Origin of the sequence: Microbacterium sp. LMI12-1-1.1, assembly GCF_040676455.1 — a bacterium.
GTDB lineage: Bacteria > Actinomycetota > Actinomycetes > Actinomycetales > Microbacteriaceae > Microbacterium.
This window is the reverse complement of the sequence record NZ_JBEGIA010000017.1, coordinates 22839-49077: the sequence shown is the minus strand read 5'-3', so window position 1 is coordinate 49077 and position 26239 is coordinate 22839. Positions and strand designations below refer to the sequence as shown.

Genomic DNA, 26239 nt, shown 5'->3' with positions numbered 1-26239 from the left:
TTCCAGTTGGTGAGACACCTGGGGTATCTCAGTGGGCGTGGGCCTGGGTGGTCCACGCGTCCCATTCCTGCTCGTCGACGACATTCGTCCACGAGCGAGGCGTGAGGGGGTTGTGTCCGCGAGCGCAGCCGCCCGAGTAGGCACGGGAGAGGCGGGGGAGGGCGAGGCTGAGCCGTTCGTGCCAGCCGATGGGGCCGTAGCCGGTATCGGTGGAGTCGAACGACGCGGCGTGCGCGGTGTGGAGGGCGGAGAGTTCTTCGACGAGCTGCCCGTGCTTGAACCAGCACACCGGCACCATGGATTCGGAGATCCGGTAGCGGACCGTGAACCATTCCACCCACGCCCGCAGTGCCGCCCACGCCGGACCCGCGTCGGTATTGGTCAGGGTGTACCAGTTGATCGTGCTCGCGCCGAGCGGTCGGGAGCTGCCGGCACGGTCGTCCCGGTTCGGGGCAGACCTCGATGGTGGTGGGGGTGGGCCGGGGCGGGTCATGTCGTCGGCGATGGCGTCGTCGTAGTCGGGTGGCGGGTCGCGGTAGTCGGTCATGGGGTGCTCCCGTCGGCGGGCTGCAGCTTGGGACGGAGCCGTTGCAGGGCGACGTGGGTGGCGTCGCGGCGGGTGCGATTTCCGGAGAGCACCGGGTCGCGGTCGATGAGCCGGTGCAGCAGGTCGTGGCAGTACGGGTGCAGCGGCATCAGGTCCTCGTGCGCCTCCAAGGCGAGCCATCTCCCGTTCGTCGAGCTCATGCCGGTGTAGTCGAGGTGGTGCAGTTCGAGGTGGTGCTTGTCGGCGGGTTGCCCGCATGCCGCGCATTCCAGCGGGATGCCGCGGGCCGTCTGGTCGCGGAACCAGCGGTCACGGCGGGCGAACCACGCGCGGGAGCGAAGGAACTCGGATCGGTAGATGTTGACCAGCGCGGGCCGGCGACGGTTGCTCATTCCTCAGTCACCGCCTCCGGCTCGGGCTCCGGCGGTGCCGCGGGGGTGGGGGTGCGCTGTGCGGTGTCGAACACGCCGCGTTGCTCGCGTTCGGTCTCCCGTTTGCCGGACTGGATTGACGACGCGTCGCGGCGTTCGTCCCAGCCGGCGAGGTCGAGCAGCACGCTGCGCCGGTTCCGGTAGGCGAGCAGCCCCGCGGTGGGCGGGAGGCGGCGGATCTCGTCGACCGACATCAGCGGGCGGCGTTCGTGGTGCTCGCTGGTGGAGTGCCCGGCTTCCCGGGTGGACCAGGACCGTTGCGCTCTGCTGGTCTCGCGGGTGCCGAGTAGGGACTCGATGTCGCGGAGGTGGTCGACGTGGCTGGCGCCGCCGAGCAGCACTTTGGCGGTGGCGGCGGCCCAGATGGTGTCGGCCTCGGCACGGGACCAGGAGGTTTCGGCTTGGGAGAGGGCTTGCAGGACGATGAAGGTGCAGATGCCGCGGCCGCCGCCGTCGGCCATGATCCGGGGCAGGTTTCCCCACCGGAACATATTCGCGATCTCGTCGAGGATGAGCCCGAGCGGATGCTGGAGTCGGGAGCCGGGGGAGGCAAGGGCGGTGGTGCGGGCGACTTCGACGATGTCGTCCAGCAGAGCGCCGAGCCAGCCGCCCATCGCCGACGCCCCCGAGGACGACCCAATCAGATACAGCGTGTTCGCGGCATCCAAGAACTGGCGCGGGTCGAACACCCGGTCGCGGGGGTGGGGCATGAGCGCGTCGCGGATCTGCGGGACCGCGAGCGGCGCGACCGCGCCCTGGACGCCGAACCAGATGGAGGAGACGAGCTTCTCGTCGCCGGAGATGGTGGCGTCGAGGCTGTCCCCCCAGCCGGGGGTGCCGTCGCGCTTCAGGATGTCGACCGCGTCGCGGGTCTGTCCGGGGCTCGTGCCCCAGTCGTAGAGCTCGGCGATCGTCTTCCCGCCGACGGCGGCGGCGTGAAGGAGGCGGCCGAGGACGACTCCGGACGCTTGCGCCCATTCCTGGTTCGTGTTCGAGGTTCCCAGGGCGGTGCCGGTGATGATCGCGGTGCCCCGCTGCATCGCGACAAGGGGGTCTTCGCAGCCGGCGATGGGGGAGACGCGGAGGGGGTGGCGGATTCCGGAGAGTCCTTGCGGGTCGAACACGTCGACGGTGCCGCGGGTCTGCCGCATCCGCATGGTGGCGGTGAGGTTGTCGTTCGTGGTCGAGGTGGTGATCAGCGGGCCGGACCAGTCCACGATTGCGGAGATCAGCACCCGGTATCCCTTGCCGGAGCGGGGTGGTCCCTCGAGGGCGACGGAGTCCTCGATGGAGACATACACGTCCTGCCCGCGGGACAGCCCGACCCGCCACCCCACGTCCGTCGCGGTGGGCCTGGCGATGTCGGGGCGCAGCTGGCCGGCGCGGCGGAGTACGGCCTTCGCGGACAGGTGATCGCGGATCTCGGAACTGGTCGCGAACCCGGGACGGGTGCGTAGATCGGTGATGAACGCCCGATCCGACTCCCGATACCGGCGCACCGCCACCAGCACCCCCAAGGGCGCGCCGGCGATCAGGAGCATCGCGGCGACGTCGACGACACGGATGACGGTGACCGGCAGCACACACCCCACCGGCGCCACGTAGCCGGCCGGGCTGCCGGTGATGGCGAGGACCAGCCCCGCGAACAAGTTCTCCGGGTCGGGGCGGTCCCCGCACGCGAGCCGAGTGACTGCTTCGGCGATGAACGCGAACGCGAGGGCGAGGACCATCGCTGCGGCGACGAGGATCGCGGCCGCCTTGCCGAGCATGCCCTGGTTCATAGCGCGCCCGTCTTAGAGGCCTTCGGCGGCGGATGCGGCGACGGCGAGCCAGGCGTCGCGGGTGGGGGGGCGGAGCGTGTCGAAGCGGAGCGGGCCGGCTTTCAGGGCGGGGTCGAACGGGATAATGTGCACGGCGCGGACGTGCCCAGTGAACCCGTCCGCGATCCGCCGGGCCGCGGTGGTGCCAGCAGGTTCGGATTGGCTGACGAGGACCACGGCGCGGTCGGCGAGGGCGGCGGAGCGTTCGTCGCGGCCGCGGAGCGCGTCCAGCAGCAGCGCGGCGGATTCGGCGGATTCCGCGGTGGTGAGGGTGGGGATGACCAGTTGGTAGGAGCTGTCGATCATCCGCAGCCAGCGTTGCGCGGATTCGTCGTTGCCGGAGTCGAAGATCACTAGTCGGTAGAACCGGGCCGCGACCTGCATCAGCACATCGAACTCGGCCGCGTTGATGCGCTGGTCGGTGGCGAGCAGTTCCGGGTTGGAGCGGAGCACGTCGTACCGGTCCGCGTTCTGATGGTGCACGAACCGGCTGATCTCCGACACCCCCGCCCCCGGCGCCAACAAAGCTGCGGCGGCCGGGAGCAGGTCGCGGAGAGTGGTGTCGTACAAGCCCTGCTCGGTGCGCCAGCCGAGGGTGCCGCGGGTGTCGTTGTTGTCCCAGGCCAGCACGTTCCCGCCGCCCTCCCGGGCGTACACGGCGGCGAGCATCGCCGTCGTCATGGTCTTGCCGACGCCGCCCTTGCCGTTGACGACCGCAAGGGTGCGGCATCCTGCCCACTGCCGGGCGACCAGCGCCTGCTGCGCCGCGCGCCGCACCTCGGCGGCGGAGGGACGGACGGTGATACCGAGAGCGGCGACGACGCCCCGCCACCCGGTGGCCCCCGGCGTGGTGTCGGCGGTCGGGGTAAGGAAGGTGGGGCGGGCGGGGGCCTCCGCAGCCGACGCACCGTCGGCACGCTGCTCTGCCGACTGCGGAGCCCGTTGCCTCACCTCCTCTCCACGGCTGGGGACGGTCGCGTCGTGCACGTCCAGGTAGGGGCCGAGGTCAAGCCCGCCGTCGTCGTCGGAGTTGGGGTCGGCGTTGTTGGTGGTGGGGAGGCGGGTGAGGTCGCCGGCGGGGTCGACGAGGAGACGGTGGGCGCCGCGGTCGCCGGAGGTGACCAGCTCGATCGGGGTGCCGGTGCGGCGGGCTTCGTCGGCGGCTCGGCGGACGATAGCCTGCCGGATGTCTTCACCGCCGGTGGCGGTGACCGGTTCGGAGTGCCCGTCGAGAGTGACGAAGGTGGCGTGCGGGCCGGTGACGGTCGCGTAGGTGCGGGGCGGGATGACGGTGGTCATGATCACAGCTCCTCAGTCAGGTCGCGTGTCTCGGCTGTCAGCCACCCGTTGACGGACTGGTCGGCCGGTTCCGGCCAGTACTCGTCGAGGGCTCCGGTGTCGAGGATGCGGACGGTGGTGTCGTCGCGGTCGTCGCGGTCGGCGGGGGAGACGGCGTCGTCGGTGGCGAACAGGGCGTACTCCCACGGGGTGGAGGTGGCGAAGCAGTCGACCAGGTATGAGTACTGGCCGACGTACGCGAGGAACTCGCCCTTCCGCAGCTGCCGCGCCATCTCCACATGCGGGGCGGGCAGGTTCAGCCGCGCCCGGAGCGCGGCTTGTTCCTGGTGGTTGACGCGGAAGATGAACTTGTTCTCGATGTCGCCGACGATCGAGTAGGCCAGCGACCGTTCGAGGGAGTCGGCGTCGCCGACCGCATCGAGGTCGCCCATCTTGTGCAGGATGACGATGTTGCTGATCCCGTAGTGCCGGGACAGTTTCAGCCACTGCTGGAACATCTGCAGCGACGCCAGGCTCGTCATGTCCCGCCAGCCCTCCTCGCGGACCACGTACCGGGTGCGGCGGGCGGCCCGGTCGCTGATGACGGCTTGGATCCAAGCGGTGGAGCACACCTGCGTCAGCTGCGCGGCGAGATCACCTCGGGCGAACAGTTCGGAGGTGTCGGTGACGACGATGGGGGCGCCCTGGTCGAACTCGACGGTGGAGGCGTCTTCGAACAAGCCGGACAGGTCGCCTTCCACGAACCGGCGCAGCACGAACCGTGGCTGGATCGCCCCCTCCGCCGCCCGGAACGCCGCCTCGGTGTCCCCGGCCAAGTGCCCGAGCTCCTCATACACGCCGCGGAGGGTGGGGTGGTCGCCGGTTTGGGTGATGCAGCGGTCGAGGGCGTCGAGGATGGCGGCATGTTCGACGGCGGTGAGCCGGCCCCCGAGGGTCATTTCGATGAGGGCGATGAGGGTGCCGATGCGGCGCTGGTGGACCATCTGTTCGTGCTGCTCATCGGTGGTGTCGGTACGCCTGGGGCCCCGGTCGAGCGGATTGAGGCGGGTGCCGGTGCCGTCACCGAGCCGGATCACCCGGCCGCCGGGGATCGCTTCGGCGACCGCCACCCATTCCCCCTTCGGATCCGACGGCACCACGACCTGGTGTCCGAATGCGATGGACCGGGTGACGAGGGTCTTCACTGTCGCGGACTTCCCGCCCCGGTAGGCGCCGAGCACCAGGATGTTGGTGGAGAAGGTGCCGCGTTCGGTGGTGTCGACGTACGCCTCCCATGGCGAGAAATGCCAGAGCGCGTCGGCGTTGAGGTCGACGCCGAGGATGGGGCCGCGGTGGCCGAGGCCGCTGTCGGCGACGAACGGGTAGATGCCGGCGATGTGCTGCGAGGTCGCCTGATGGGCGGGGATCCACGCCTTCGCCAGATTCCAATACCCGCCCTGCGTGATTCCCGGCCCGAACGGTCCCGGCACGGCCGGCTCCGGCAGTCCCCGGTCCCCTCGGGTCGAGCGGGGCGGCTTCTCTTCCTGCCGTGCCCGGGTGATCTCCCGCTGCAGGTCCCGTTTCTGTCGGCGGGTCAGGCCGGCGGGAGTGAAGGTAGCCGCGTGGCGGGTCATCACTTCATCCCCAACCCGACCGGGAGAGCGTTGACCATCAGCGCTTCGGCCTGCTGGCAGTACAGGATCTGCGCCTCCATGCCCGCCCGCGACAACGCGTTACGCATCCCGGCGATCGCCTGATCGAGGCGTTCCTCATCCGGTGCGGTGACCGTGAGATAGGCGCCGTACTGGAACTCGCCGTGCCCGTTCGCGATCTCCTGCTCCTGCTGCTCCAGCGCCCGCCAGTCCGCAGCATCCGCCGCCGACCCGTCCGCACCCCGCTTCGCGCGCAGCTTCTCGTTCCCCCGCCACACCTTCTTCTCATCCCGGATCCGCTTCAACGCCTTCGACACCGGGACGGGGGTGAGGACGATCGAGAAGATGTGGGTGATCGCGTCCCCGGTCTGCGGGTGGCGGGCGAACACGACGGGCGATAGGAACCCGACGGGGGAGTCGGAGCGGGGCCATTCGTGCACCCACATCGTGGTGTGCACGGCGGAGTCGGTCACCACGATCCCGTTGCGACCCTTCGGCTCGTCCAGGAACATCGGTCCGATCCCGGCCGGATCCACCCCGGCCACCTCGTCGGACCGGTTCTGCACGGTGGCGGCGAACTCGGGGTCGAACGCGAGCCGGCCCAGCGCGGTCACGTCGCGGGGTGACAGCCAGCGGCGCACCGTGATCTTCGCGGCGGTGAGCGCGTCGGCGAGGTTGCCGCCCTCGATCTTCGCGAGCGCGATGATCGCGTCCTTGCCGCCGCCGAGCGCTTTCAGCTGCGCGCCCAGCGCGACGAGGTCCAGGGTGAGGATCAGGTAATTGCGGTGGGCGACCTCGAACCGTTCCGACCGGTCCATCACGTCCTCGTAGTTGTGGGCGACCGGGGAGTCGGGGTTGAGGGCGCGGAGGCGTCGGACGGTGTCGTAGTGTGCGCGGGCGGCGCGGATCGTGGTCGGCAGGGTGCGCTCCTGCAGCGTCACCCGTTTGATGCCGGGCCGCTGCGTGAACGGGCCGAGGACCCGGTCGAACTGTTCGGCGAGGTCGAACCGTTCCGGCAGGTCGTGCATCAGAAACCCCTGCACCTCGAGCTCGGCGATCACCGACACCGACCGGTCGTGCGGGTTGTAGACCGCGGCGACGTGGTTCTCCTCCCACAATTGGATCGATGCCCGCGTGCCGGGGAGGTTCAGGGTGCCGATCAGTCGGGGACGCTCCGGACGGAAGGTGTGGGTCGTCGCGCCGGCGGTGTGGCGGACGTGCTTCATCAACCACAGTCCCGCCATCCGCGGTGTTGAGACGCCGTGGATGCTAGTCAGCGCGGTGATCCCGAACAGCAGGTACAGCGGCGCCCCGTACAGCAGCCCGAGCGGCCCGAACCTGTTCACGAACACCAGCAGAATCAGTGCCGCGGTGGTGAGGAACGCGAGCTGCCACGGGTCCATGCCCATCACAACGCCCTGCCGGGACCGGCGCGGCAACCGCACGGGGCGCGCGTACTCAGGGGTGGCGGTCATGACGAACTCCTATCGGTCGTCGGCGGCTGCGGCGCCGCCCCAGGTGACGGTGGGCGGGGTGGTGCCTGTTGCGTCGAGGTCGCGGTGCGTGTCTCGGTCGGGCCGGTCGAGCGGGCCTGCGCCGGCTTCGGCGCACCGGCAGGTGCACCGGTGGAGGCCGGCCGCGTCGTCGCCGGTTTCGCGGTGGGTCCGGTGGTCGACGGGTGGGTGCCGGCGGGACGGATGCCGGAGGGCAGGCCGCCGAGCCGGGTGGGGATGCGGGCGGTACCGCGGGCGGCATTGCTCGCCATCCGGCCGCCGTGCGCGCCGAGCCGGGAACCGACCCCGTCGGCGGCGACCGCGCCGGCAAAGCTGAACAGCCCGAAGATCGCGAACGGCGCGAACGCCACCAGCACCAGGCCCACCAGCAGCGGCCAGGACTGCGGGTTCCAGATCGTCTTCACGCTCGCCAGCCCGTTGACGATCAGCGTGACGAACCCGATCGTGAGCGGCCCGGTCAAAAGCAGCACGATCACCGCGGACACGTACCTAACCACCCATTGCGGGCCGATGCTCCGCACCGGAAATAGCATCCACGCCACCGGGCCCACCATGATCAGTGCCGCGAGCACGATGTTGCGGAACGCGAACACCAGCATCAGCAGCAGCATCCCCAGCATGAGGAGGCCGTGGATGAGGAACGCGAAGAAGTAGTTCGCCTGCCCGCCCGCCCACATCACCGACTGCAACGTGGAGTAAATGCTCGACGCACCCTCACCGTTCAGGATGTACCACGTCATGTCATCGACCGCGTTCAACACGTGACCGGTCAACCACAACGTGATGGCCACCGCCGGCACCGCAATGAAGGACCGGACCAGCGCCCCGACAAGCTCCGCCCGGTCGCCGGACACTATGGCGGCTGCGATCGCCCACACCATCGCCCCGAACGTGATGATCAGGATCGCCCACTGCCAGAACGACCACTGCTCCACCGCCGCTGACCACAGCAACGTGCTGGTATCGAAGCGCATGTTGTCCGCGACCAGGAACATCATCCCCGTCGCCGACAACGCCATGCCACGGCCCGCGTTCTCGAACGTCAGACACACCGCGTCGCCGAGGCTGCAGCCGTACTTGACCTCGAGCGCTTTGCCGCCATCTGCCTGGATAGCCTGTGCGTGGCCTTCGTAGGTCGTGCAGACCGTCGCTTTCGCTCCTGCGAGAGATACGCCGATGAAGCATTGCTGCGCGGTGACTTTGTGCGTGTCAGTTGGGGTGCACGTGACCTGTCCGGCCGCGCTCTGGCAGTCGACGGGGTAGGCCGGCGCTGACCATGGCTCGCCGCTGACCGCTGCCGTCGGCGCATGGATGCCGGTATCCGTGGTCGTCGCCTGTGCCGCGCTGCCGGAGCCGAGCACCAGCGCAATGCCCACGGCGATGCCGAGGCGAAGGGCGCGCTGGAGCTTCATCAGAAGCCGAAGTCGAAGTTGACGAACCAGGCGAACAGACCGGACGCGCCGCCCAGGACGGCGGCGGCGATGAAGATCCACAGGATGTTCTCGCCGGCCCACGTGCGGACGCGGTCAGAGGCCAGGCCGCGGAACGCGAGGGCGGCGCCCGCGATGATGAGCATGATCAGCACCATCAGCATCGCGCCGGCGAGGACGTAGGACGCGATGACTTGGAAGCCCTGGAAGAACGGGGCGGAGAAGTCCGGCTGGATGTCGGGGACGTCGACATCGACAGGGACGGTGCGTGGCGACATGGTCATGCTCCTTGCTCATTGGACTACTTCAGAGGAAGGCCGAGACCGGCCATGAACGGCTCCGGAGCTACCGCAGTTCCGGACTTTCGGACTTCGAAATGCAGGTGACAGCCGAACGACTTGCCCGTATTGCCCTCGGCACCCAATGGCGCACCGGCAGTCACCAGTTCACCGACGGAGACGCGCAGCGAGTCCCACTGCATGTGGCCGTAGAGAGTGACGATCTCGCCGCCGTGATCGATGCGCACCGTGTTCCCGTAGCCCTGATACGACCCGGCGGTGATCACCTCGCCATGCCCCGCGGCGAAGATCGTCGCGCCGCAGCCTTGGGCCATGTCGTAACCCTGATGGTCCGTCGAGCAGTACCCGCAACCCTGCACCGGGTTGTACCCGAACCCGCGGCCCTTGGAGTAGCCGCCGGCCAGCGGAAACCCCCACTCACCCGACACCCCGGGTGCAGCATCCACCTGCTTGACCGTGCCGCCCGCCGCGCTGCCGGCGATCGCGAACGGAACAGCGATCAACGGCGTCACCAAGAAGGCGACGACCACGGTGAAGCCGATCAACGCCCCTGCCAGGACCTTCCGGCCAGTCCTCGAGTTGAGGGCTGCGGCGGCGACCACCGGGGCTCCCATGTCAGGGCTCCAACGGCTCCGTAAAGAAGCGGACCACCTTGCAATCACCGGCCCGCTGCGCCGAATCCGGCGTCGGCACCGAGCCGGGCCCGCAGAGCACCTGCACGCTCACCCGCACCTGCTCCTCATACGACGTCTCGCCACCGTCCCCGTCCCCGTCCCTGCGGGTGAACGTCAGCGTCACATCCGACGTCCCGATCGACATGTCACCGGAGTCGTCGTCGGACACCGGCAGGTAGGCCAGATCGCCCGTCGCCGCCGCTACGACGCGGCCATCCTCACCGGCCAGGGAATCCCATTCCTCCTGCGGCAGCACCACTCCCGTTCGCAGTTCGACCTGCGCGTCACGCACCGACGATTGCTGGTCCGCTTCCGAGGTGTAGCGGGTGTCGGGTGTGAACCAGGTGTCGAGGTAGTCGAGCCACTCCTCGCGGGTGCTCTTCGTCGTGTCGAACGTCGACGCGACTTCGAGCGCCGCGCGAATATAGGTGTCGGCATCTGTCGTGATCGGTTCTGAAACCCAGCCCATCTCTGACGCCGTGGGATCGACAAACTCGCCGGGCGGCTCCTCGCTGGCGGTCGGCGCCGACAATGTCGAGCCGCCATCGGAGGTCGGAGTCGGGACCGGCTCCCGCTGCACCAGGGACGAAGCGACAATGATCGCCACGATCCCCGCGATCAGCACGAGACCACCGATGATCGCCCACAGCAGTCCGCGCCGCCCGGAACTCTGGCTCATCACCGTTCAGCCCTCCCGATCCTTCAGGACGGCCACCGTGCACGGACGCAAAAGCTTGCGCCACGGTCGCCGTGACCGCATCCTACGCACGCCCCCGGCACATGGAAAAGGATCTGCGACCAGGTTGTGGACAAGTTCCCTGCGGACGGGGTCTGTGGAGGAATCCGGCCGATTCTGGGCCACGGAGTCGAGATTTTAGCCGTGGGATCAGGATGTTGTCTGTAGGCATTTTGGGGGACAAGGTTGGCAACGCGATTCTGTCGCGCGCTCCGTTCACCTTGCCGACCGGACTCATGTCCACACGGTATAACAGTGTGGTTCATTTGTAAACACCTAAGCCGGAGGGTCTTCTGGACTCCTGGGCAACCGTGCGCCAGACTTGCATCCATGCCCCGACTCGCGCAACCAGCGGGCTCCGAGGACGCTCAAGACCCGATCGCGCTTCTCGGCAACCTCGTCAAGGCCGCGATCCTCCGCTACCTCCGCGCCCACCCCGACGTCACCGTCGGCCCAATCTGCGACGCCCTCAAACTCGGACCCACCACCATCCAGCCCCGCCTCAACGAACTCGAGACTGCAGGGCTGGTCATTGCCGACCCGCCCATGACCGCGGGCGAGTCCCGCAAAGGCGTCTGGGTCAAATACCGTGCCAACAACGAAGCCGTCACCGACTTATACCTGCGACTGGGCATGGCGATCGGAGAGTTCTAAGCGCCGCCAGATGCGTTGGTTGTGACGCCTCGGCCGTCGTTGGGTATGCAGTGGCGGCCTGCGCGTCTAGTCGGTGTGTTCCCTGGCAGCGCATGGTTTCGCGGGACGAGACAGAGGCGGGTTGCTTCCAGCGAACTGAACGGCGGCGGCCTACCTGCGCGGCGTCGAGCCTCGGAGGATCTCCTCTGTGTGATGGCCAAGTCCAGCGATTGAGACGACGTCGGCCCCCTGCCCATCGAAAAGGATCGGCAGCCGAGGGACGCGAATTTCTTCCTTCCCTTCGCCGACGTCCACGAAGAGCCCTCGCGAGGCCAGTCGCGGATCATGACGGACCTGCTCGATCGTGGACACCACCCCCGCAGGCTGACCCGCGTCACGCAGGGCGCGGGCGGCGGCATCCGCATCCATGGAGTCGGCCCACTCTTCTAGTGCCGGGATGATGCGCGTGCGCATTGCGGCGGCACGCGCCTCGTTGGTCAACAACTCAGGATCGGACAAGAGGTCGTCTCGGCCGATCACTGTGCAGGTTCGTTCCCACATCTGCTGAGTTGGTATCACGATCGACACCCAGCGACCGTCGCCTGCCAGGAATGCGCCCACCGGGCTGTGCGCATCGCTTCCCCGCGTCGGGGCAACGCCTGTGAACTCGAACAGCGTCAGCGGGCGCATCAGGAATGCCGCGCCGACGTCATGCATCGAGGTGTCCACGTGCACGCCTTCACCGGACCTCTCCCGGCCCTGGAGGGCCATCAGTATGCCGAGAGCCGCGTAGAGCCCCGCCAGCATGTCCATGGTCGACATCGGCGCCAGCAGCGGCGCGCCGTTCGGATCGTCGCCGAGAAGCCCACTGAGTCCGGCCGAAGCCTGGATGACGGAATCGAACGCCGGCCATTCGCGTTGCGGGCCCGGCGTCGCACCGAAACCGGTGATCTCGCACACGATCAGCCGGGGATATCGGTTCCGGAGTCGGACGGGATCCAGACCAGCGCTCTGCAGGAAGTTCGGTCGCAGGTTGCACACGAGCACGTCGGCGGTGCCGAGCAGCTCCTCGAACGCCGCGAGGCCGCCAGGAGAGCGGACGTCGAGCTCGATTGACTTCTTGCCGCGGTTGTAGGGGACGTATCCCGCATTGATGTCGGGCTCGTGATCGGGCGTCCGAGGCTCATAGTGCCGCCGGGGGTCCCCGATCCCGGGCTGTTCCACCTTGATGACCTCGGCGCCGGCGTCAGCGAGCAGCGACGTGCAATACGGGCCGGCGATGTACTGCTCCAGGCTGAGAACGCGGGTTCCCTCGAGTAGCCGCATTCCCTCTCCCTCGTTCGTCGACGAAATTCAGGGTACGGGAGTACTACGCGACCTCCGGGGCCAAAAGACCGATACATCCTGCGTATAAGTTCCCCTGCAACCGCGCATTTGCAGTATCGGAGAGCGGCCCCGACACTGGAACCGCGGCGATGTGCCGCCAGCGCAAGGGAGCGCCCGTCACACTCGCTCCCTCGCAATCCAGCGAGGAGAGAGCTGATGAACGGCCAACGAACACAGACGGCTTCGGGCTCGCAGGAGGGTAGCGCCTTCGAGCAGTCGCACCCCAGTGGCTCCGCACGCACAGGCACGAGCACGAAGATCGTCATCAGCGGCGCGTCAGGGGATCTGGGTCGTCGGGTCACGAAGCAGCTGCAGGGGCACGCGGGTATCGACCTCACCCTGGTCACTCGGACTCCCCAGCGTCTCGCCGAGCGACAGGCAGAAGGTCTCGCTGTGCGCCGTGGCGACTACTCCGAGCCCGACTCCCTGGACGCGGCCTTCGCCGGTGGGGACGTGTTGTTCTTGATTAGCGGGCTCAACCTGGGGCGCCGCATTCCCGAGCATCGGCATGCGATCGCCGCCGCCAAAACGGCTGGCATCCGACACATCGTCTACACGTCGGTCGGTGGAGTGCAGCCGAACAATCCGGCGCTGTCCGCCAAGGATCATCTTCAGACGGAGCTGGATCTGCGGGAATCAGGACTTGCGTTCACTTTCCTGCGGAATCATCTCTACGCCGAGATCGTAAGCAACATCTGGATCGCCCCGGCCGCTCTCACCGGACGGCTCGAGCTGGCAACAGGAGACGGTTCACTCTCGCCGGTGGGCAAGGCAGACATCGCACGCAGCGCCGCGGCAGTGCTGAGCGATGTGAATCGCCATGAAGGCGCGGTGTATGACATCACCGGGCCCGAGCTCTTGACCGTCGCCCAGATCGCCCAGATCGGCTCCGAGGTCTACGGTGTGCCGATCACCTACGCCCCCGTCTCGCAGGAAGAGCGACTCGCCTTCTTCGATTCGACTGGGATGCCCCGCACCTATGACCCGACGATGCCTCCCAGCGCGGACGGACACATGTGGGCGAGCGACGAGCTTGTCAGCGCCGACGTCTCCCAGGCCGAGGACTATCAAGCGATCCTCACGCACCACGTCAATCAATTGACCGGACGGGCACCGGAGTCTCTGCGCTCCGTGATGGAGCGCGTGCGAGCTGTTCCCTACGACCTGATCGGCGCGACCGCGCAATGATGCCGGCTGCGATCCACAAGAGAAAGCGAGAAGTCCGATGACTGATAACGAATCGACACCGGCGGGCCTGAGCGTTTATGACGTGCCCGTCTACCCGGACGTCGCCACCTACGGGAACATTCTCGGCAGCCTTCACATCTGGGAGGGCGACGGGTGGAAGCGCGAATCCATGTCGTGGAAGACCGGCGCGTACATTGCGTCCAACCTGAGCGGACTGCCTGAGATTACCTTCAGTGGGCCCCATGCTCAGGACTTCCTGTCGAAGGTGAGCATCAACAACGTGTACAACTGGCCGATCGGCACGTCCAAGCACCTGGTCTCGCTGGACGAGCACGGACTGATCGCCAACCACGGGCTTACGGTGCGGGACAGTGAAGACTCCTTCCGGCAGTTCGGCTCCATCCCCTGGCTGCCCTACCTCGCCGAGACCCTCGGCGCCGACGTCACGGTGACCTTCCGTCAGATCTTCTTGTACCAGGTCGCGGGTCCCGCCTCTCTTCAGGTGCTCGAGCGGCTGATCGGCGAGGAACTGCGAGATGTGACGTTCCTCGGCTTCCGGCCACTCCGCATTCCCGGCATCCCCGCGGACGTGGAGATAGAGGTGTCACGCATCGGTATGGCTGGCACGCTCGCGTACGAGCTGCGGGGGCCCATCGAGCATGGTCCGGAGGTGTTCGATGCCGTCTATCGAGCCGGCGCTGATTTCGGCATCGTGCGTCTGGGCTGGCGCACGTATGTCGTGAATCACACCGAGGGTGGCTTTGCCCAGCAGGGCTGCACCTTCCTGCCGTCGGCGTATGGCGATCCTCAGTTCGCCACCCACCCCGCCTTCGGCCTGAGTGCGCCGGCGGCCAACGCGCCCGCAGCGAACAACCCGAGCGTCGGGCTACCGGGAAGCGCCGGACCGGCGGACATTCGAGCTCGGATGCGGACGCCGTTCGAAGTGAACTGGGGCTGGCTCGCCAAGTTCGACCACGATTTCATCGGGCGTGCGGCTCTGGAAGCCGAGGCCGCCGCGCCTCGGCGCAAGACAGTGACTCTCCGATGGAACAAGGAGGATGTCCTCGATGTCATCGCGTCGCAATTCGAACCGGGCGAGGAGTACAAGCACTTCGAATTCCCGACGACTCCGCCGTCGCCTGCCGGCGGACACGCCGACCTTGTGACGCAGGACGGCGTCGAGGTGGGCACCTCCTCCCTCGCCGTCTACTCCTACTACTACCGGGAGATGATCTCTCATGCCGTCGTCGACGCCGATCGCCAGATCGGCGATGAGGTCATCGTCCATTGGGGGGATCACGGTGCACGCATCAAAGAGGTGCGAGCGACCGTCGAACGATTCCCGTACCTCGACCTCCCGACCAATAAGGACTACGACCTGAACTCCGTGCCGTCGGGCGTGGCCGCCGTCGCCTGAGGTTCAGGCTGCTTCGCGCGGCCTTCCACCGACCCTCGCCAACGAAACGTACAGGAGACGAACATCATGGCCGCTGCGAAGACCGACGCCGTGGAACAGAATCCGAACGCCGGCGCTCGTGGGGATGCAGACCCGAGTGAGATCGGCCGCCTGATCGTGCAATGCAGCGACCAGCCGGGGATCGTCAGCACCGTCAGCGGGGTCCTCGCCCAATTCGGCGCGAACATCGTTTCCCTGGATCAGCACTCCACCGACCCGAGCGGGGGCCGATTCTTCCAACGCACCGAGTTCCACCTGGCTCACCTCTCGGCCAGACGTGCGGAGTTGGAGTCGGTCCTCGAGGCCCGGGTCGGTGAGCCGTATGAGGCGGAGTGGTCGCTGGCGAGCCCCGCGCGTCGCAAGCGAGTCGCGATCATGGTGTCGAAGACGGATCACTGCCTCCTGGAACTCCTTTGGCGACAGCGACGGGGCGAGTTGCCCATCGACATCGTCATGGTCATCTCGAATCATTCGACGCTCGCCGACGACGTGCGCGCTTTCGGCATACCGTTCGTGCACATCGCCGTCGACAGCTCCGACAAGACAGCCGCCGAGCGCGCGCAGTTGGAACTGCTCCGCGGCAACGTCGATCTCGTCGTGCTCGCGCGCTATATGCAGATCATCTCGGAGAACTTCCTCGAGCGGGTCGGGGCGCCGGTCATCAATATCCACCACTCATTTCTGCCGGCGTTCGTCGGCGCCGGTCCCTACCAGAAGGCTCGCGATCGGGGAGTGAAGATGATCGGTGCGACAGCGCACTACGTGACTGCCGATCTGGACGAAGGCCCGATCATCGAACAGGACGTCGTGCGAGTCGATCACGGGCACTCCGCTCAAGAACTGCAGCGAAGAGGTGCTGACGTCGAGAGACGGGTTCTGGCGCGCGCGGTTGAGTGGCACTGTGACGACCGGGTGCTGCGGCACGACAATCTCACCGTCGTGTTCGACTGAAGCAACTAGGGCGTTCAAGGGCCTTCGGCGGCCTTGAGCCATAGCTCGCATGTATGGCAAGCCGCTGAAATTCATATTAGCGGAATACATCGTCGTCCATCATCGTGGAAGAAGGGCCGAGCGCCATCGCCACCGCGGCGATACGCCGGCGAGGACGAAGGAGTCTCGGATGATTCAGGTGAAAGTGGACTTCGGGCGTTGCGACGCCAACGGGACGTGCGCTGCGCTCATGCCCGACGTGTTCCATATCGGCGAAGACGGATTGCTGCAGCAGCTGAGCACGCAGGTGAGCGAGGATCGCGGCGACGACCTCGAAGAGGTCATCCTGTGCTGCCCGCTCGGCGCCATTTCTCGATCATGAGCACCCGCATGCCCGTGTTCGATCTTTTCGCACCCGACGCCTTCGATCATCCCGGCGGGGAGATCGACGGTGCAGCTGTTGCGATCGGCCCCGAAGGCTACGCGGTGCTGAGCTTCGAGGCAGCAACGGCGGTTCTTCGCGACACCCGCTTTCGGAACTCGGCCCTGCAGCTGATGGAGGACTTCGGCATAGCGGATGGCCCGGTCCATGACTTCCGCGCACGGAGCATCATCATGCGGGAAGGAGCGGCCCAGCTGCGCCTGCGCACGCCGCTCGCACGCTTCATGGGCCCCGCCATCGTGCAGGACACCCGATTCGTCCTCCGCCAGATCGTGGCTGAGATCATGCAGGACGTCGATGCTTCCCATGCGATGGACTTCCACGCGGCGGTCGACCGGCGGATCCCCTCATTGGTGTACTGTCACCTGGCCGGCGCCCCCTCCACGGACGCCCCAAGAGTGCAGAGCCTGTCGGAACGGACGCTGTCGCTGCTGGCCCGAGACCGGACGCTGATCCCTTCGATCCTCGATGCGTATAACGAACTGTTCGACTACCTCGCCGATCTCATCGCGCGCAAACGGGCGGACGGACTGGGCGAGGACATGCTGTCCTACCTCATCGGGCTCACCGATGCGGGAAAGCTGACCGAGCAGGAACTGTTCGACGAGGCGACCTCGATGCTAGAAGCCAGTTCGGTAAACACCGCCCACCAAACCGGGCTTGTCGTCTGGACGCTGCTGAGCGACCGTGCCGTCTGGCAGCGGCTGCGGGAGGACCCATCCGTCATCCCCGCCGCCGTCGTGGAGGCGACCCGGCTCTACCCCCGCACGGGAGTTCTCAGCAAGATCGCGACGGAGGACATCGACGTCCAGGGCACGACCATCCCCGCAGGATCCGACGTGCACGTCGCGGTCTGGTCGGCCAACCGCGACCCGGAACGCTTCAACGAGCCCACGATCTTCGACCTGGACCGCGAGCGCAATCAGCCGCTGACCTTCAGCACGGGTTCGCATAACTGCCTCGGGCAGGGACTCGCGAAGGTCGAGATGGAGGAAGTCGTCCGCCATCTGGTCGAGAACTACCCCGAATCCCGCATCGTCGAGGAAGACACCGAGATCGGACAGGTCGCCGGCAGATGGCTCGTGAAGAACCTGATGATAGAGCTGAGGTAAGACGATGCACGCTCCTGATTCCCTTTCTGAGCGGCTTTCCGCATACTGGGCCGACGTCACGTTCGATCAGATCCCCGACGTCGAAGTCCAGCGGATCAAGCACAACATTCTGGACACCCTGGCGGTCGCACTCGCCGGGGTGGGCACGCAGGAGTCCGAGTCCGTCCGGACAGCACTCACCGACATGCAGCCGTCGAGCGCGGGCAGTCTCGTGTGGGGCACCTCCCGACTCCTGACTCCCTCCCACGCGGCGCTGGCCAATGGCACGTCGGCGCACGCGCGTGATTTCGACGACGGTGGCGGAGCGGGCCATGCCGGGGCGACGGTGCTCCCCGCGGCGATCGCCGTGGGGGAGGCGGCGGGAGCTAGCGGGAAGGCGCTGATCTGCGCGACCATCGCCGGATACGACATCGGCTACCGTTCGCTCCAGGCGCTCGGCGGCTTCGCCGCGCACACCGACCGGGGTTGGCACTCCAGCGGCACGATGGGAAGCATCGGCGCCGCCGCGGCATCGGCCAAGATGCTCGGCCTGGATGCCGACAGGTTCGCCGATGCGCTGGGAATCGCGGGTTCTTTCACGGGCGGGGTCTGGGCGTTCATCGAGGATGGCGCCTGGACGAAGCGGATCCATCCTGGGAAGGCGGGTGAAACCGGTGTGGATGCGGCGTTCCTCGCTCGTGGGGGGATCACCGGCCCGCGGCGGATCTTCGAAGCGGAATGGGGCGGATTGTTGGCGACCTACGCCGGCGGAGCGGGATCGGCCCAGCGAGCCCTCGAGGGGCTCGGGGACGACTTCAATGTAGCGAGCGCTTATCTCAAGCCGTACGCATGCTGCCGCGGATCCCATTCGAGTATCGACGCGATGCTCGACTTCATCCGCGGTCGCGACCTCCGGCCCGAGGATGTCGATCACATCATCATCACTGCGGGCGAGACGGCGATCAACATGCTTTCCATAGATCCTATCGAGACAGTCTTCGATGCACAGTTCAGTCTTCCCTATGCGATCTGCGTGGCCCTCCACAGCCGCGGGGTCGGGCTCGACCAGTTCGATCCCCCGAGGATCGCCGAGCCCGGCATCCGGGAGACGTTCGACAGGATCTCGATGCGACTCGACACTTCCATCCAACTCGAGGACGGACCGCGGTTGACGGTGCAGCTCACTGACGGGAGCGCCGTCGAGCTGCTCGCCGGCAACCCGACCACCGCCCGCGGCTCTGCGGGCAGGCCGCTCAGTCGCGAAGAACTGGAGGCGAAGGTGCGGTCCGTTCTGGGTCCGCAGGCCACGGCTGTGGCGGACGACCTCATCGACGCCGTCGAGGACCTTGAGAACGCCCCCGACCTGACGCGCCTGCTGCGCGCTCTGCGCGCAGAGAACGGAGAACCATCATGACCCGCCTCTACGACAACGCCACGATCGAGCGCACGGAGGTGATCGCCGCTGAGACCGTCGAGGCGGTCGCCGGAATGCTGGACATCGATGTGCCGCACGCCGCCGGCGACACCGTCCCCCCGCTGTGGCACTGGACGCTGCTCCTCGAACGGGCAGCGGAACGGGACCTCGGCGAGGACGGGCACCCGGTGGTCGGCATCCCCGCTCCGCCGGGCGCGGGTCGCAGACGCATGTTTGGCGGAGGACGGGTCACGACGCTCGGGCGACTGCGCATCGGAGAGCCGGCCTCGAAGATCATCTCGGTACTCCGGTCCGTGGACAAGAACGGGCGCACCGGGCCGCTCACCCTGACGACCGTCCTCCACGAGATCTTTCAGGGCGGCGAGCTGGTCATCAGGGAGGAGCAGGACATCGTCTATCGCGCCGCGGGAACGGCGACCCTGCCCACTCCGCCGCCTGCCGCGCGCGCTCCCGCAGGACCGACGCTGAGCCTGGATGTGGACGAACGACTGCTGTTCCGCTTCTCAGCCCTCACCTACAACGCGCATCGCATCCACTACGACGCCGCGTGGTGCAACAGGGAGGGATACGACGGGCTCGTGATCCACGGACCGCTCCTGGCGCTCATGGCCGGCGAGCACTATCGGCGGCAGGGGTTCGATCTGACTGGCCGCACTTTCGGCTATCGCCTCGTCTCTCCGCTCACCACCTCCCAGACCTTCACGATCGTGCCAGGGCCGGACGGTCTCGAACGTGGTGTCGAGGCTCGAGGCGCGGACGGCACCGTGGCGGCGGTCTGCACGGTGACGGACTCGTGATGTCGTCATCGCCCGCCGCTGACGTGCTGATCGTCGGTGCCTCAACGGCCGGTCTGCGGGCGGCGGAGGCGGTGACGCGTCACGCTCCGGAACTGCGGGTCGTCGTCGTCGGCAAAGAGGTGCACCTTCCGTACGAGCTTCCACCGCTGTCCAAGATCGCCCTCGACGAGGTCATGGATGTCGGAAACCTCGTCTATCCCCTCGCCGACGATCTGAAACAGCTCGGCGTGGATTTCCGGCTGGGCGCCGAGGTGACGTCGCTGGACACCTCGGCGCGGGCCGTCGTCCTCGCCGACGGACAACGACTTTCGTACAAGGCGCTGGTGATCGCGACAGGGTGCGAGGCGGTCGTTCCGCCGCTGTTCGCCGGGGCGACGAACACCCACACACTGCGACGGTTTGAAGACGCCGTGGCATTGCGCCGTGCCGCGGCCGATCCGAGCAGATCGGTGGCCATCGTCGGTGCGGGCTTCATCGGCGGAGAACTCGCCTCGACGCTGGCGAAGGCAGGACGGACGGTGTCGCTGATCGACCGTGCGCCCCAGCCGCTGATCAGGATGGGCGCTCCGATCGCAGACGCCTACACTCGACTGCACCGCGACGCAGGCGTGAACCTCCTTCTTGGCGTGAATGTGGTCGAGATCGCAGAGGACGAAGGGGGGCGAGTCCTGGTGCTCGACGACGGACGCCGCGTCGCGGCCGACGTGATCATGGTGGGAGTCGGCGTCCGGCCGTCCCTCGCCTGGCTGAGTAGCGCCGAGCTCACCTACGACAATGGCATCGTCGCGGACGCGACCCTGCGCGCCGGTGAGGACGTGTTCGTCGCCGGAGACATCGTCCGCTGGCCCAATGCACGCTTCGGGGCCGCGATGCGGGTGGAGCATTGGACGAACGCCGCCGAGCAGGGGCGGGCGGCAGGATTGAACGCCGCACGGCTGCTGCGGGGCGAGAGTCGCGAGCCCTTTGTCAATGTGCCGTACTTCTGGTCCGACCAGCACGGGGTGCGCATGCAGTTCGCCGGCTTCATCCGCGGGGATGAGGAGATCGTCGAGCAGGTCACCCCGGACGGCACGATTTATCTGTATCGCTCCTGTGACACGGTCACCGGAGTCTTCGCCTTCGATCGCCGCTCGCAGTTCGTCGCACTCCGCGCGAAACTGCGTCGTGACCTTTCGTGGGCGGATGCCGCTCAGATCGTGTTCGCCGGGGCGGGCTCACCGGTCGGCTGAGGTCTATCCTCGGCACTGTCGCCCGGGCGGAACAGCCGCGCGAACCGGTCGGCGATTGGAGTGACGATCCCGTCGCGGCGCCGGACGATCGCGAGCGGCAAGTCCGGCCAGCCACCGTCCACGGCGACGCGGACGACACCGGGAAAGGAATCGACCATCTCGTCGCTCAGGACCGATACGCCCAGTCCGGCCGCGACGAGGTTGGCCGCGGTCTGAACCGTCGGCACAGGGATGATCTTCCCGGGGATCCCGCCCAGGTCGGCGAAGCGATCGTCGATGATGCGGGAGAGGCTGCGCGCGCCCGGAAGCCGACCCGGAAGCACCCACGTGTACTTCCGGAGGTGGGCGAGCGAGACGGGCTCGCCGGCGATCATCTCGGACGTCCGCGGGGCGATGACCGTGAGCGGCAGCGTGGCGATGATCTCAACGGTGAAGTGGACGTCGGCGATCGGCGGGAGCGGCTCCTGGGGAAGCACGGGGATGATTGCGAGGTCGAGGTATCCGTTCGCCAGGCTCTCGAGCTGCATGCGTGGCGAGGCGTCGACGATCTCGATGGACACCTTGGGAAACGCGTGAAGGAACGTTGCGATCTGGGAGCTCACGATGCGCCACAGGCCCATCGGCTCGGCCCCCACGCGAAGATCGCCCTCGAGTCCCTGGCCCATCGCGCGCAGCGCTGCCGAGAGGCGCTGCTCTTCGGCGATCAGCCGGCGTCCAGTGATCTGGAGGTATTCACCTGCCGGCGTGAGGGAGACTCCGCGCGGCAGTCGCTCGAAGAGCGATACACCCAGCTCGGACTCGAGCTTCATGATGGCCGTGCTCAACGGTGGCTGGGAGAGGTGCAGCGACTTCGCGGCGTCGGTGATGGATCCCGCATCGGCGACCGCGAGAAAGTATCTGATTGTGCGCAAGTCCATGCGCTCAGTGTATGGGAGGTGCCAATCACGAGCATTGGAGATATGGCTCAATCAGGACGAAGGTGGGAGAAGGCTGCCGACCGGGCGCCTTCCCCGAATCCGAAGATGGAGCGAGCGTGTCCGAAGACCAGCAGGTGATCGTCGTCGGAGCCGGCCCGACCGGACTGCTGTGCGCGCTCGGGCTCGCCCAGCAGGGCATCAGCGTCACCGTGATCGAGAAACAGCCCGGACTCCAAGACTCCCCCCGCGCGATCGTCTATCACTGGGCGACGCTGGACGGCCTGGCCCGGCTCGACGTGCTCGACGATGCCACCTCGGTCGGATTCCTCAAGCAGGACTACGCGTACCGGGTCAGGCGTACGGGGGAGGTCATCGGCTACGGCCTACAAGCTCTCGAGGGCAAGGTCGAGCGCCCGTACAACCTTCATCTCGGGCAGGGAGCCCTTGCACAGGTGGTCCTCACGCGGTTGCTGACCTACGCGAACGTGCGCGTGCTGTGGAGCACCGAGGTCAACGCGGTCGCTCAGCACGAAGCCGGCGTCGAGGTGCGCGTCCGCACGGCGGACGAAGAGGCCGTGCTCCGGGCGGAGTGGTTGGTCGGCGCCGATGGTGCCCGATCGCGCGTGCGAACCGAGCTAGGGCTGGCATTCGAGGGGATGACCTGGCCTGAGCGTTTCGTGGCCACGAATGTGCGCTTTCCCGACGAGCGCGAAGGCTGGGCGCAGTCGACCTTCTACGTGGACGACACCTATGGGGCCATCATCGCCAAGATCGACGACTCCGGAGACCACGGGCTGTGGCGCTACACCTACATGGAGGACAGCGCCCTGCCCGCCGAGACCGCGGCCGAGCGGTACCCGCATTTCCTACGCGCCGTCTTCGGGGAGGACGTCGCGGAGCGCACTGAGCTGGTCGCGCTGTCGCCGTACAGCATGCACCAGCGTAGTGCGACGGCATATCGAGCCGGACGTGTTCTGCTGGCCGGCGACGCCGCTCACGCGACCAACCCGACCGGAGGCCTCGGCCTGACGATGGGGCTGTTCGACGCCTACCTGCTCAACGAGAGCCTGGGACTGGTCCTGCGCGGACGCGCCGACGACGCCATTCTGGATGTGTACGCAGACGCGCGTCGGCAGGCGTTCGTCGAGAAGGCCAGTCCCCGGGCCGCTGCGAACAAGCAGCTTCTTTTTCACTCGTCCGATCAGGAGCTGCTCGATCAGCAGCTCGAGCCATTCCGGCGGATGTCGCATGACCCTGAGTTCGCGGCCGAGCGCCTCTACTTCACCAAGACGCTCGAGACGCCCTCTCTGCTCGCCGCCGGCTGAGCAGGCGATCCGCCGACTCCGCCAACGAAGACCGACGAAAGGGTCCCGCATGACCAACCCTCTGGACGGCCTCGTCGTCCTTTCCCTCGAGCAGGCGGTCGCGGCTCCCTTCGCGACGCGTCAGCTCGCCGACCTGGGTGCCCGGGTCATCAAGATCGAGCGCCCCGAGGTCGGCGACTTCGCGCGAGGCTATGACGAGACAGTTCGCGGGCTCGCCAGCCACTTCGTCTGGCTCAACCGGTCCAAGCAGTCGGTTGCGCTCGATTTGAAGAGCGAGTACGGACGGGATGCCGTCCTTCAGCTGGCCCGACAGGCGGACGTGTTCGTGCAGAATCTCGCCCCCGGGGCCGCTGCTCGGCTCGGGTTGGATGCCGACAGCCTCCGGGCGGAGAATCCGCGGCTCATCCATGTCTCGATCTCGGGATACGGTCCCGGGGGGCCGTACTCGGCCAAGAAGGCGTATGACCTTCTCGTCCAGTGCGAGGCAGGGCTCGTCTCCATCACCGGCACGGAAGAGGAGCCGTCAAAGGTCGGCATCTCGATCGCCGATATCGCGTCAGGCATGTATGCGTACAGCGGCATCCTCACCGCACTCATTCAGCGCGAGCGGACCGCCGAAGGAGTGACGATCGAGATCTCCATGCTTGAAGCGCTCGCGGAGTGGATGGGATTTCCGCTCAACTTCGCCATGTACGGCGGAACCCCGCCGGCTCGCACCGGTGCGCGGCACGCCGCGATCGCGCCGTACGGCCCGTTCCTGTGTGGCGACGGCAAGCAGGTGTTCCTCGGCATCCAGAACGAGCGCGAATGGGCGACCTTCTGCGACAGGATCCTCGGAGATCCGCAGGTCGCCGAGGACCCGCGCTTCGTCCGCAACTCGTTGCGGGTGGAGCATAGCGCGCAGCTGCAGGTCGAGATCGAGCGGTCCTTCGCCACGAGCACGGCCGAGAGGGTCGCCGACCTGCTCGAGGCGGCGGGCATCGCCAACGCACTCTTGCGCGACATCGACGGGCTGGCCGCGCACCCGCAATTGGCAGCACGGAGAAGGTGGATCGATTACGACTCGCCCGTCGGGACGCTGCGTGCTCTGGTTCCTCCTGCGACCTTCGTCGGCAGTTCGCCGGTAGCCGGCCCGATTCCGGAAGTCGGGGAACATACTGAGGCCGTCCTGGCGGAGTTCGGCGTCCGCGCCGATGTCGCACGTGTTCGCTGAACAGAACCCGGCTGCTCCGGCGGGCTCTGCCCGCGAACTGGTGCGTTCAGCCCGGTCTTTTCTGTTCGTGCCCGGCGACCGCGCCGATCGCTTCGACAAGGCGGCGGCATGCGGAGCGGACCTGGTCGTCCTCGACCTGGAAGACGCCGTCGCCACGGAACGGAAGACGCCGGCTCGCGAGGCAGTCGGCGCCTGGCTGAAGGGCGGGGGGCGAGCGGCGGTGCGCATCAACGCCGTGGACACCAAATGGTTCTCCGCGGATATTGCCGCACTTCGCGGCTTGCCGGGCCTGCTCGCCGTCGTCGTGCCCAAGGCCGAGTCGTCGGGGCAGGTCACGTCGGTGTGGGAGCAGACGGGGGCGCCGACCGTCGCTCTCGTGGAGTCGGCGGCCGGTGTCCTGGCGGCCGCGGATCTGGCGCGATCGGCGGGTGTGATCCGACTGGCGTTCGGGCATCTGGATTACGCGGTCGATCTGGATATCGAGCCGACGTCACCCGCCATGGCACACGCACGCTCGGCGCTCGTCGTGGCATCTCGTGCCCATGGTCTGGCTGGTCCCGTCGATGGCGTCACCACGGCTCTGGACGACGGGGACGACCTGCGGACCGATCTCGCTGACGGGCGCGCGCTGGGGATGACCGCCAAGCTTCTGATTCATCCGAAGCAGGTCGACCACACGCACGCCGCGTTCGCCCCCACCCGAGAGCAGGTCGAGTGGGCCGAGCGAGTCGCTCACGCGTCTGGCGCGGGATCGGCGACACGGTTGGATGGGCACATGATCGACGCTCCGGTGCTCGCGAGGGCGCTGTCGATCCTCGAACGTGCCGGGGGCACCCCGCCGTAAGCCACGCGCGCCGCCGGTCGTCCCGACGAGTATCATCCGGGGAATGGAACTGCGTGAGCTGCAATGGTTCGTTGTTCTGGCGGAGACCGAGCACGTCACCATCGCAGCCGCCCAGCTGCATGTCAGTCAGCCGACTCTGTCGCGCGCCCTGGCCCGCCTGGAGCGGACGCTCGGTGTCCGTCTGTTCGACCGAAGGCAGAATCGACTGAGCCTGAACAAGTACGGCGAGATATTCCGCACGCATGCGCTGCGCGCGATGGATGAGATCACCCAGGCGGAGGAACGGATCACGACTCTGGTCGATCCCGAACGGGGGGTGGTGACCCTCGGTTTCGTTCAGTCCTTCGGGGACTGGCTCGTTCCCCGGATGGTCACCCGCTACCACGACAGCGTCCCCGGAACGTCCTTCGAGCTGTTCGGCGGCGCCGCGGACGCGATCGTGGAGGACGTGCGCAAAGGCCGCCTCGACGTTGGGGTCGTCGCCCCACGCCCCGCGGCCGATGATCTGGCGTGGGTGCCGCTCGGCTCCCAGACCCTGCGCGTCGGATCTCCGCCTGGCCACCGATTCCGCGAACAGCAGTCGGTCACCCTCTCCGACCTCGTCGGCGAGCCGATGATCTGCCTCCGGCTCGGATACGGACTTCGGCAGGTGACCGACAGTCTGTTCCGTGAAGCGGGACTCAACCCCCGCATCGTGCTCGAGACCACCGAGCTGTCGACGCTGCGTGCACTCGTCTTAGCTGGAATGGGCATTGCGATCGTGCCCGAGCCGCCGCCGGAGCTCGAGCCCGTGCCGCCGACAACCGCGCTCGATCACCCCGCGGCGTTCCGCGAGTACGGCGCGGTGGCACGCAAGTACGGCCCCAGCGGTCGGGCGGCACGTCGATTCCTCTCCTTCATCGCAGACGACTCAACGCACACTCCCGACCTGTATGTCATCAGTCACGATGGCCTGGAGGCCTGAGTTCTCGA

At 67.3% G+C, this 26239-nt stretch carries 25 protein-coding genes; 13 read left to right on the top strand and 12 right to left on the bottom strand.

Going from position 1 to position 26239, the window contains the following annotated elements:
* Positions 1-28: 28 nt before the first annotated feature.
* Genes MRBLMI12_RS21905 through MRBLMI12_RS21860 form a run of 10 tightly spaced genes read right to left on the bottom strand, consistent with a single transcriptional unit; the run spans position 29 to position 10324 of the window.
* Positions 29-547 carry a hypothetical protein gene (locus MRBLMI12_RS21905; RefSeq protein ID WP_363358299.1) on the bottom strand — a complete coding sequence of 173 codons (519 nt, stop codon included), beginning with the start codon at positions 545-547 and terminating at the stop codon, positions 29-31.
* On the bottom strand, positions 544-939 hold the full coding sequence (locus MRBLMI12_RS21900) for a hypothetical protein (RefSeq protein ID WP_363358298.1): 396 nt from the start codon (positions 937-939) through the stop codon (positions 544-546). The genes MRBLMI12_RS21905 and MRBLMI12_RS21900 overlap by 4 nt, the downstream gene beginning before the upstream one ends.
* Positions 936-2759 (bottom strand): type IV secretory system conjugative DNA transfer family protein, encoded by a 1824-nt coding sequence (locus MRBLMI12_RS21895; RefSeq protein ID WP_363358297.1) that lies wholly within the window; start codon positions 2757-2759, stop codon positions 936-938. The genes MRBLMI12_RS21900 and MRBLMI12_RS21895 overlap by 4 nt, the downstream gene beginning before the upstream one ends.
* A gap of 12 nt (positions 2760-2771) precedes the next feature.
* Positions 2772-4097 carry an AAA family ATPase gene (locus MRBLMI12_RS21890; protein ID WP_363358296.1) on the bottom strand — a complete coding sequence of 442 codons (1326 nt, stop codon included), beginning with the start codon at positions 4095-4097 and terminating at the stop codon, positions 2772-2774.
* Between the two features lie 2 nt (positions 4098-4099).
* On the bottom strand, positions 4100-5710 hold the full coding sequence (locus tag MRBLMI12_RS21885; protein WP_363358295.1) for a hypothetical protein: 1611 nt from the start codon (positions 5708-5710) through the stop codon (positions 4100-4102).
* Positions 5710-7203 (bottom strand): SCO6880 family protein, encoded by a 1494-nt coding sequence (locus MRBLMI12_RS21880; RefSeq protein ID WP_363358294.1) that lies wholly within the window; start codon positions 7201-7203, stop codon positions 5710-5712. Before MRBLMI12_RS21880 ends, MRBLMI12_RS21885 begins: the two co-directional genes overlap by 1 nt.
* Positions 7200-8654, bottom strand: coding sequence for a hypothetical protein (locus MRBLMI12_RS21875; RefSeq protein WP_363358293.1), 1455 nt, complete (start codon positions 8652-8654; stop codon positions 7200-7202). The genes MRBLMI12_RS21880 and MRBLMI12_RS21875 overlap by 4 nt, the downstream gene beginning before the upstream one ends.
* A complete protein-coding gene (locus tag MRBLMI12_RS21870; protein ID WP_363358292.1) occupies positions 8654-8950 on the bottom strand; it encodes a hypothetical protein in 297 nt (98 codons plus the stop codon). The genes MRBLMI12_RS21875 and MRBLMI12_RS21870 overlap by 1 nt, the downstream gene beginning before the upstream one ends.
* A gap of 23 nt (positions 8951-8973) precedes the next feature.
* Positions 8974-9573 (bottom strand): M23 family metallopeptidase, encoded by a 600-nt coding sequence (locus MRBLMI12_RS21865; RefSeq protein WP_363358291.1) that lies wholly within the window; start codon positions 9571-9573, stop codon positions 8974-8976.
* Positions 9574-9586: 13 nt separating this feature from the next.
* Positions 9587-10324, bottom strand: a complete 738-nt coding sequence (locus tag MRBLMI12_RS21860) for a hypothetical protein (RefSeq protein ID WP_363358290.1) — start codon at positions 10322-10324, stop codon at positions 9587-9589.
* 387 nt (positions 10325-10711) lie between these two features.
* On the opposite strand from MRBLMI12_RS21860, the gene MRBLMI12_RS21855 reads away from it, so the two are divergent.
* Positions 10712-11035, top strand: coding sequence for a helix-turn-helix domain-containing protein (locus MRBLMI12_RS21855; RefSeq protein ID WP_363358289.1), 324 nt, complete (start codon positions 10712-10714; stop codon positions 11033-11035).
* Between the two features lie 150 nt (positions 11036-11185).
* Here the strand turns inward: MRBLMI12_RS21855 and MRBLMI12_RS21850 are convergent, their stop codons facing one another.
* Positions 11186-12340 carry a CaiB/BaiF CoA transferase family protein gene (locus tag MRBLMI12_RS21850; protein ID WP_363358288.1) on the bottom strand — a complete coding sequence of 385 codons (1155 nt, stop codon included), beginning with the start codon at positions 12338-12340 and terminating at the stop codon, positions 11186-11188.
* Between the two features lie 216 nt (positions 12341-12556).
* On the opposite strand from MRBLMI12_RS21850, the gene MRBLMI12_RS21845 reads away from it, so the two are divergent.
* From MRBLMI12_RS21845 to MRBLMI12_RS21810, 8 genes are all read left to right on the top strand, one after another.
* Entirely contained in the window at positions 12557-13588 is a 1032-nt protein-coding gene (locus tag MRBLMI12_RS21845) for an SDR family oxidoreductase (protein WP_363358287.1), read from the top strand.
* A gap of 37 nt (positions 13589-13625) precedes the next feature.
* Complete coding sequence (locus tag MRBLMI12_RS21840; RefSeq protein WP_363358286.1) at positions 13626-15005, top strand: hypothetical protein; 1380 nt, start codon at positions 13626-13628, stop codon at positions 15003-15005.
* A 66-nt stretch (positions 15006-15071) separates the two neighbouring features.
* Positions 15072-15995 (top strand): formyltetrahydrofolate deformylase, encoded by a 924-nt coding sequence (purU, locus tag MRBLMI12_RS21835; protein ID WP_363358285.1) that lies wholly within the window; start codon positions 15072-15074, stop codon positions 15993-15995.
* Positions 15996-16044: 49 nt separating this feature from the next.
* Positions 16045-16356, top strand: a complete 312-nt coding sequence (locus MRBLMI12_RS21830) for a ferredoxin (RefSeq protein WP_363358284.1) — start codon at positions 16045-16047, stop codon at positions 16354-16356.
* Entirely contained in the window at positions 16353-17528 is a 1176-nt protein-coding gene (locus MRBLMI12_RS21825; RefSeq protein ID WP_363358283.1) for a cytochrome P450, read from the top strand. The genes MRBLMI12_RS21830 and MRBLMI12_RS21825 overlap by 4 nt, the downstream gene beginning before the upstream one ends.
* Before the next feature lie 4 nt (positions 17529-17532).
* Complete coding sequence (locus MRBLMI12_RS21820) at positions 17533-18921, top strand: MmgE/PrpD family protein (protein WP_363358282.1); 1389 nt, start codon at positions 17533-17535, stop codon at positions 18919-18921.
* Positions 18918-19739 carry a mesaconyl-C4 CoA hydratase gene (locus tag MRBLMI12_RS21815; protein WP_363358281.1) on the top strand — a complete coding sequence of 274 codons (822 nt, stop codon included), beginning with the start codon at positions 18918-18920 and terminating at the stop codon, positions 19737-19739. The genes MRBLMI12_RS21820 and MRBLMI12_RS21815 overlap by 4 nt, the downstream gene beginning before the upstream one ends.
* A complete protein-coding gene (locus MRBLMI12_RS21810; protein ID WP_363358280.1) occupies positions 19739-20968 on the top strand; it encodes an NAD(P)/FAD-dependent oxidoreductase in 1230 nt (409 codons plus the stop codon). The genes MRBLMI12_RS21815 and MRBLMI12_RS21810 overlap by 1 nt, the downstream gene beginning before the upstream one ends.
* Here the strand turns inward: MRBLMI12_RS21810 and MRBLMI12_RS21805 are convergent.
* Complete coding sequence (locus tag MRBLMI12_RS21805; protein ID WP_363358279.1) at positions 20929-21885, bottom strand: LysR family transcriptional regulator; 957 nt, start codon at positions 21883-21885, stop codon at positions 20929-20931. The two genes, MRBLMI12_RS21810 and MRBLMI12_RS21805, sit on opposite strands and share 40 nt — an antisense overlap.
* Before the next feature lie 116 nt (positions 21886-22001).
* On the opposite strand from MRBLMI12_RS21805, the gene MRBLMI12_RS21800 reads away from it, so the two are divergent.
* From MRBLMI12_RS21800 to MRBLMI12_RS21785, 4 genes are read left to right on the top strand one after another with little or no spacing between them, the layout of a single operon-like run.
* Positions 22002-23210 (top strand): FAD-dependent oxidoreductase, encoded by a 1209-nt coding sequence (locus MRBLMI12_RS21800; protein WP_363358278.1) that lies wholly within the window; start codon positions 22002-22004, stop codon positions 23208-23210.
* A 49-nt stretch (positions 23211-23259) separates the two neighbouring features.
* Entirely contained in the window at positions 23260-24423 is a 1164-nt protein-coding gene (locus MRBLMI12_RS21795) for a CaiB/BaiF CoA transferase family protein (protein ID WP_363358277.1), read from the top strand.
* Entirely contained in the window at positions 24404-25267 is an 864-nt protein-coding gene (locus MRBLMI12_RS21790; protein ID WP_363358276.1) for an HpcH/HpaI aldolase/citrate lyase family protein, read from the top strand. Before MRBLMI12_RS21795 ends, MRBLMI12_RS21790 begins: the two co-directional genes overlap by 20 nt.
* On the top strand, positions 25245-26231 hold the full coding sequence (locus MRBLMI12_RS21785) for a LysR family transcriptional regulator (RefSeq protein WP_363358275.1): 987 nt from the start codon (positions 25245-25247) through the stop codon (positions 26229-26231). The genes MRBLMI12_RS21790 and MRBLMI12_RS21785 overlap by 23 nt, the downstream gene beginning before the upstream one ends.
* Positions 26232-26239 lie beyond the last annotated feature (8 nt).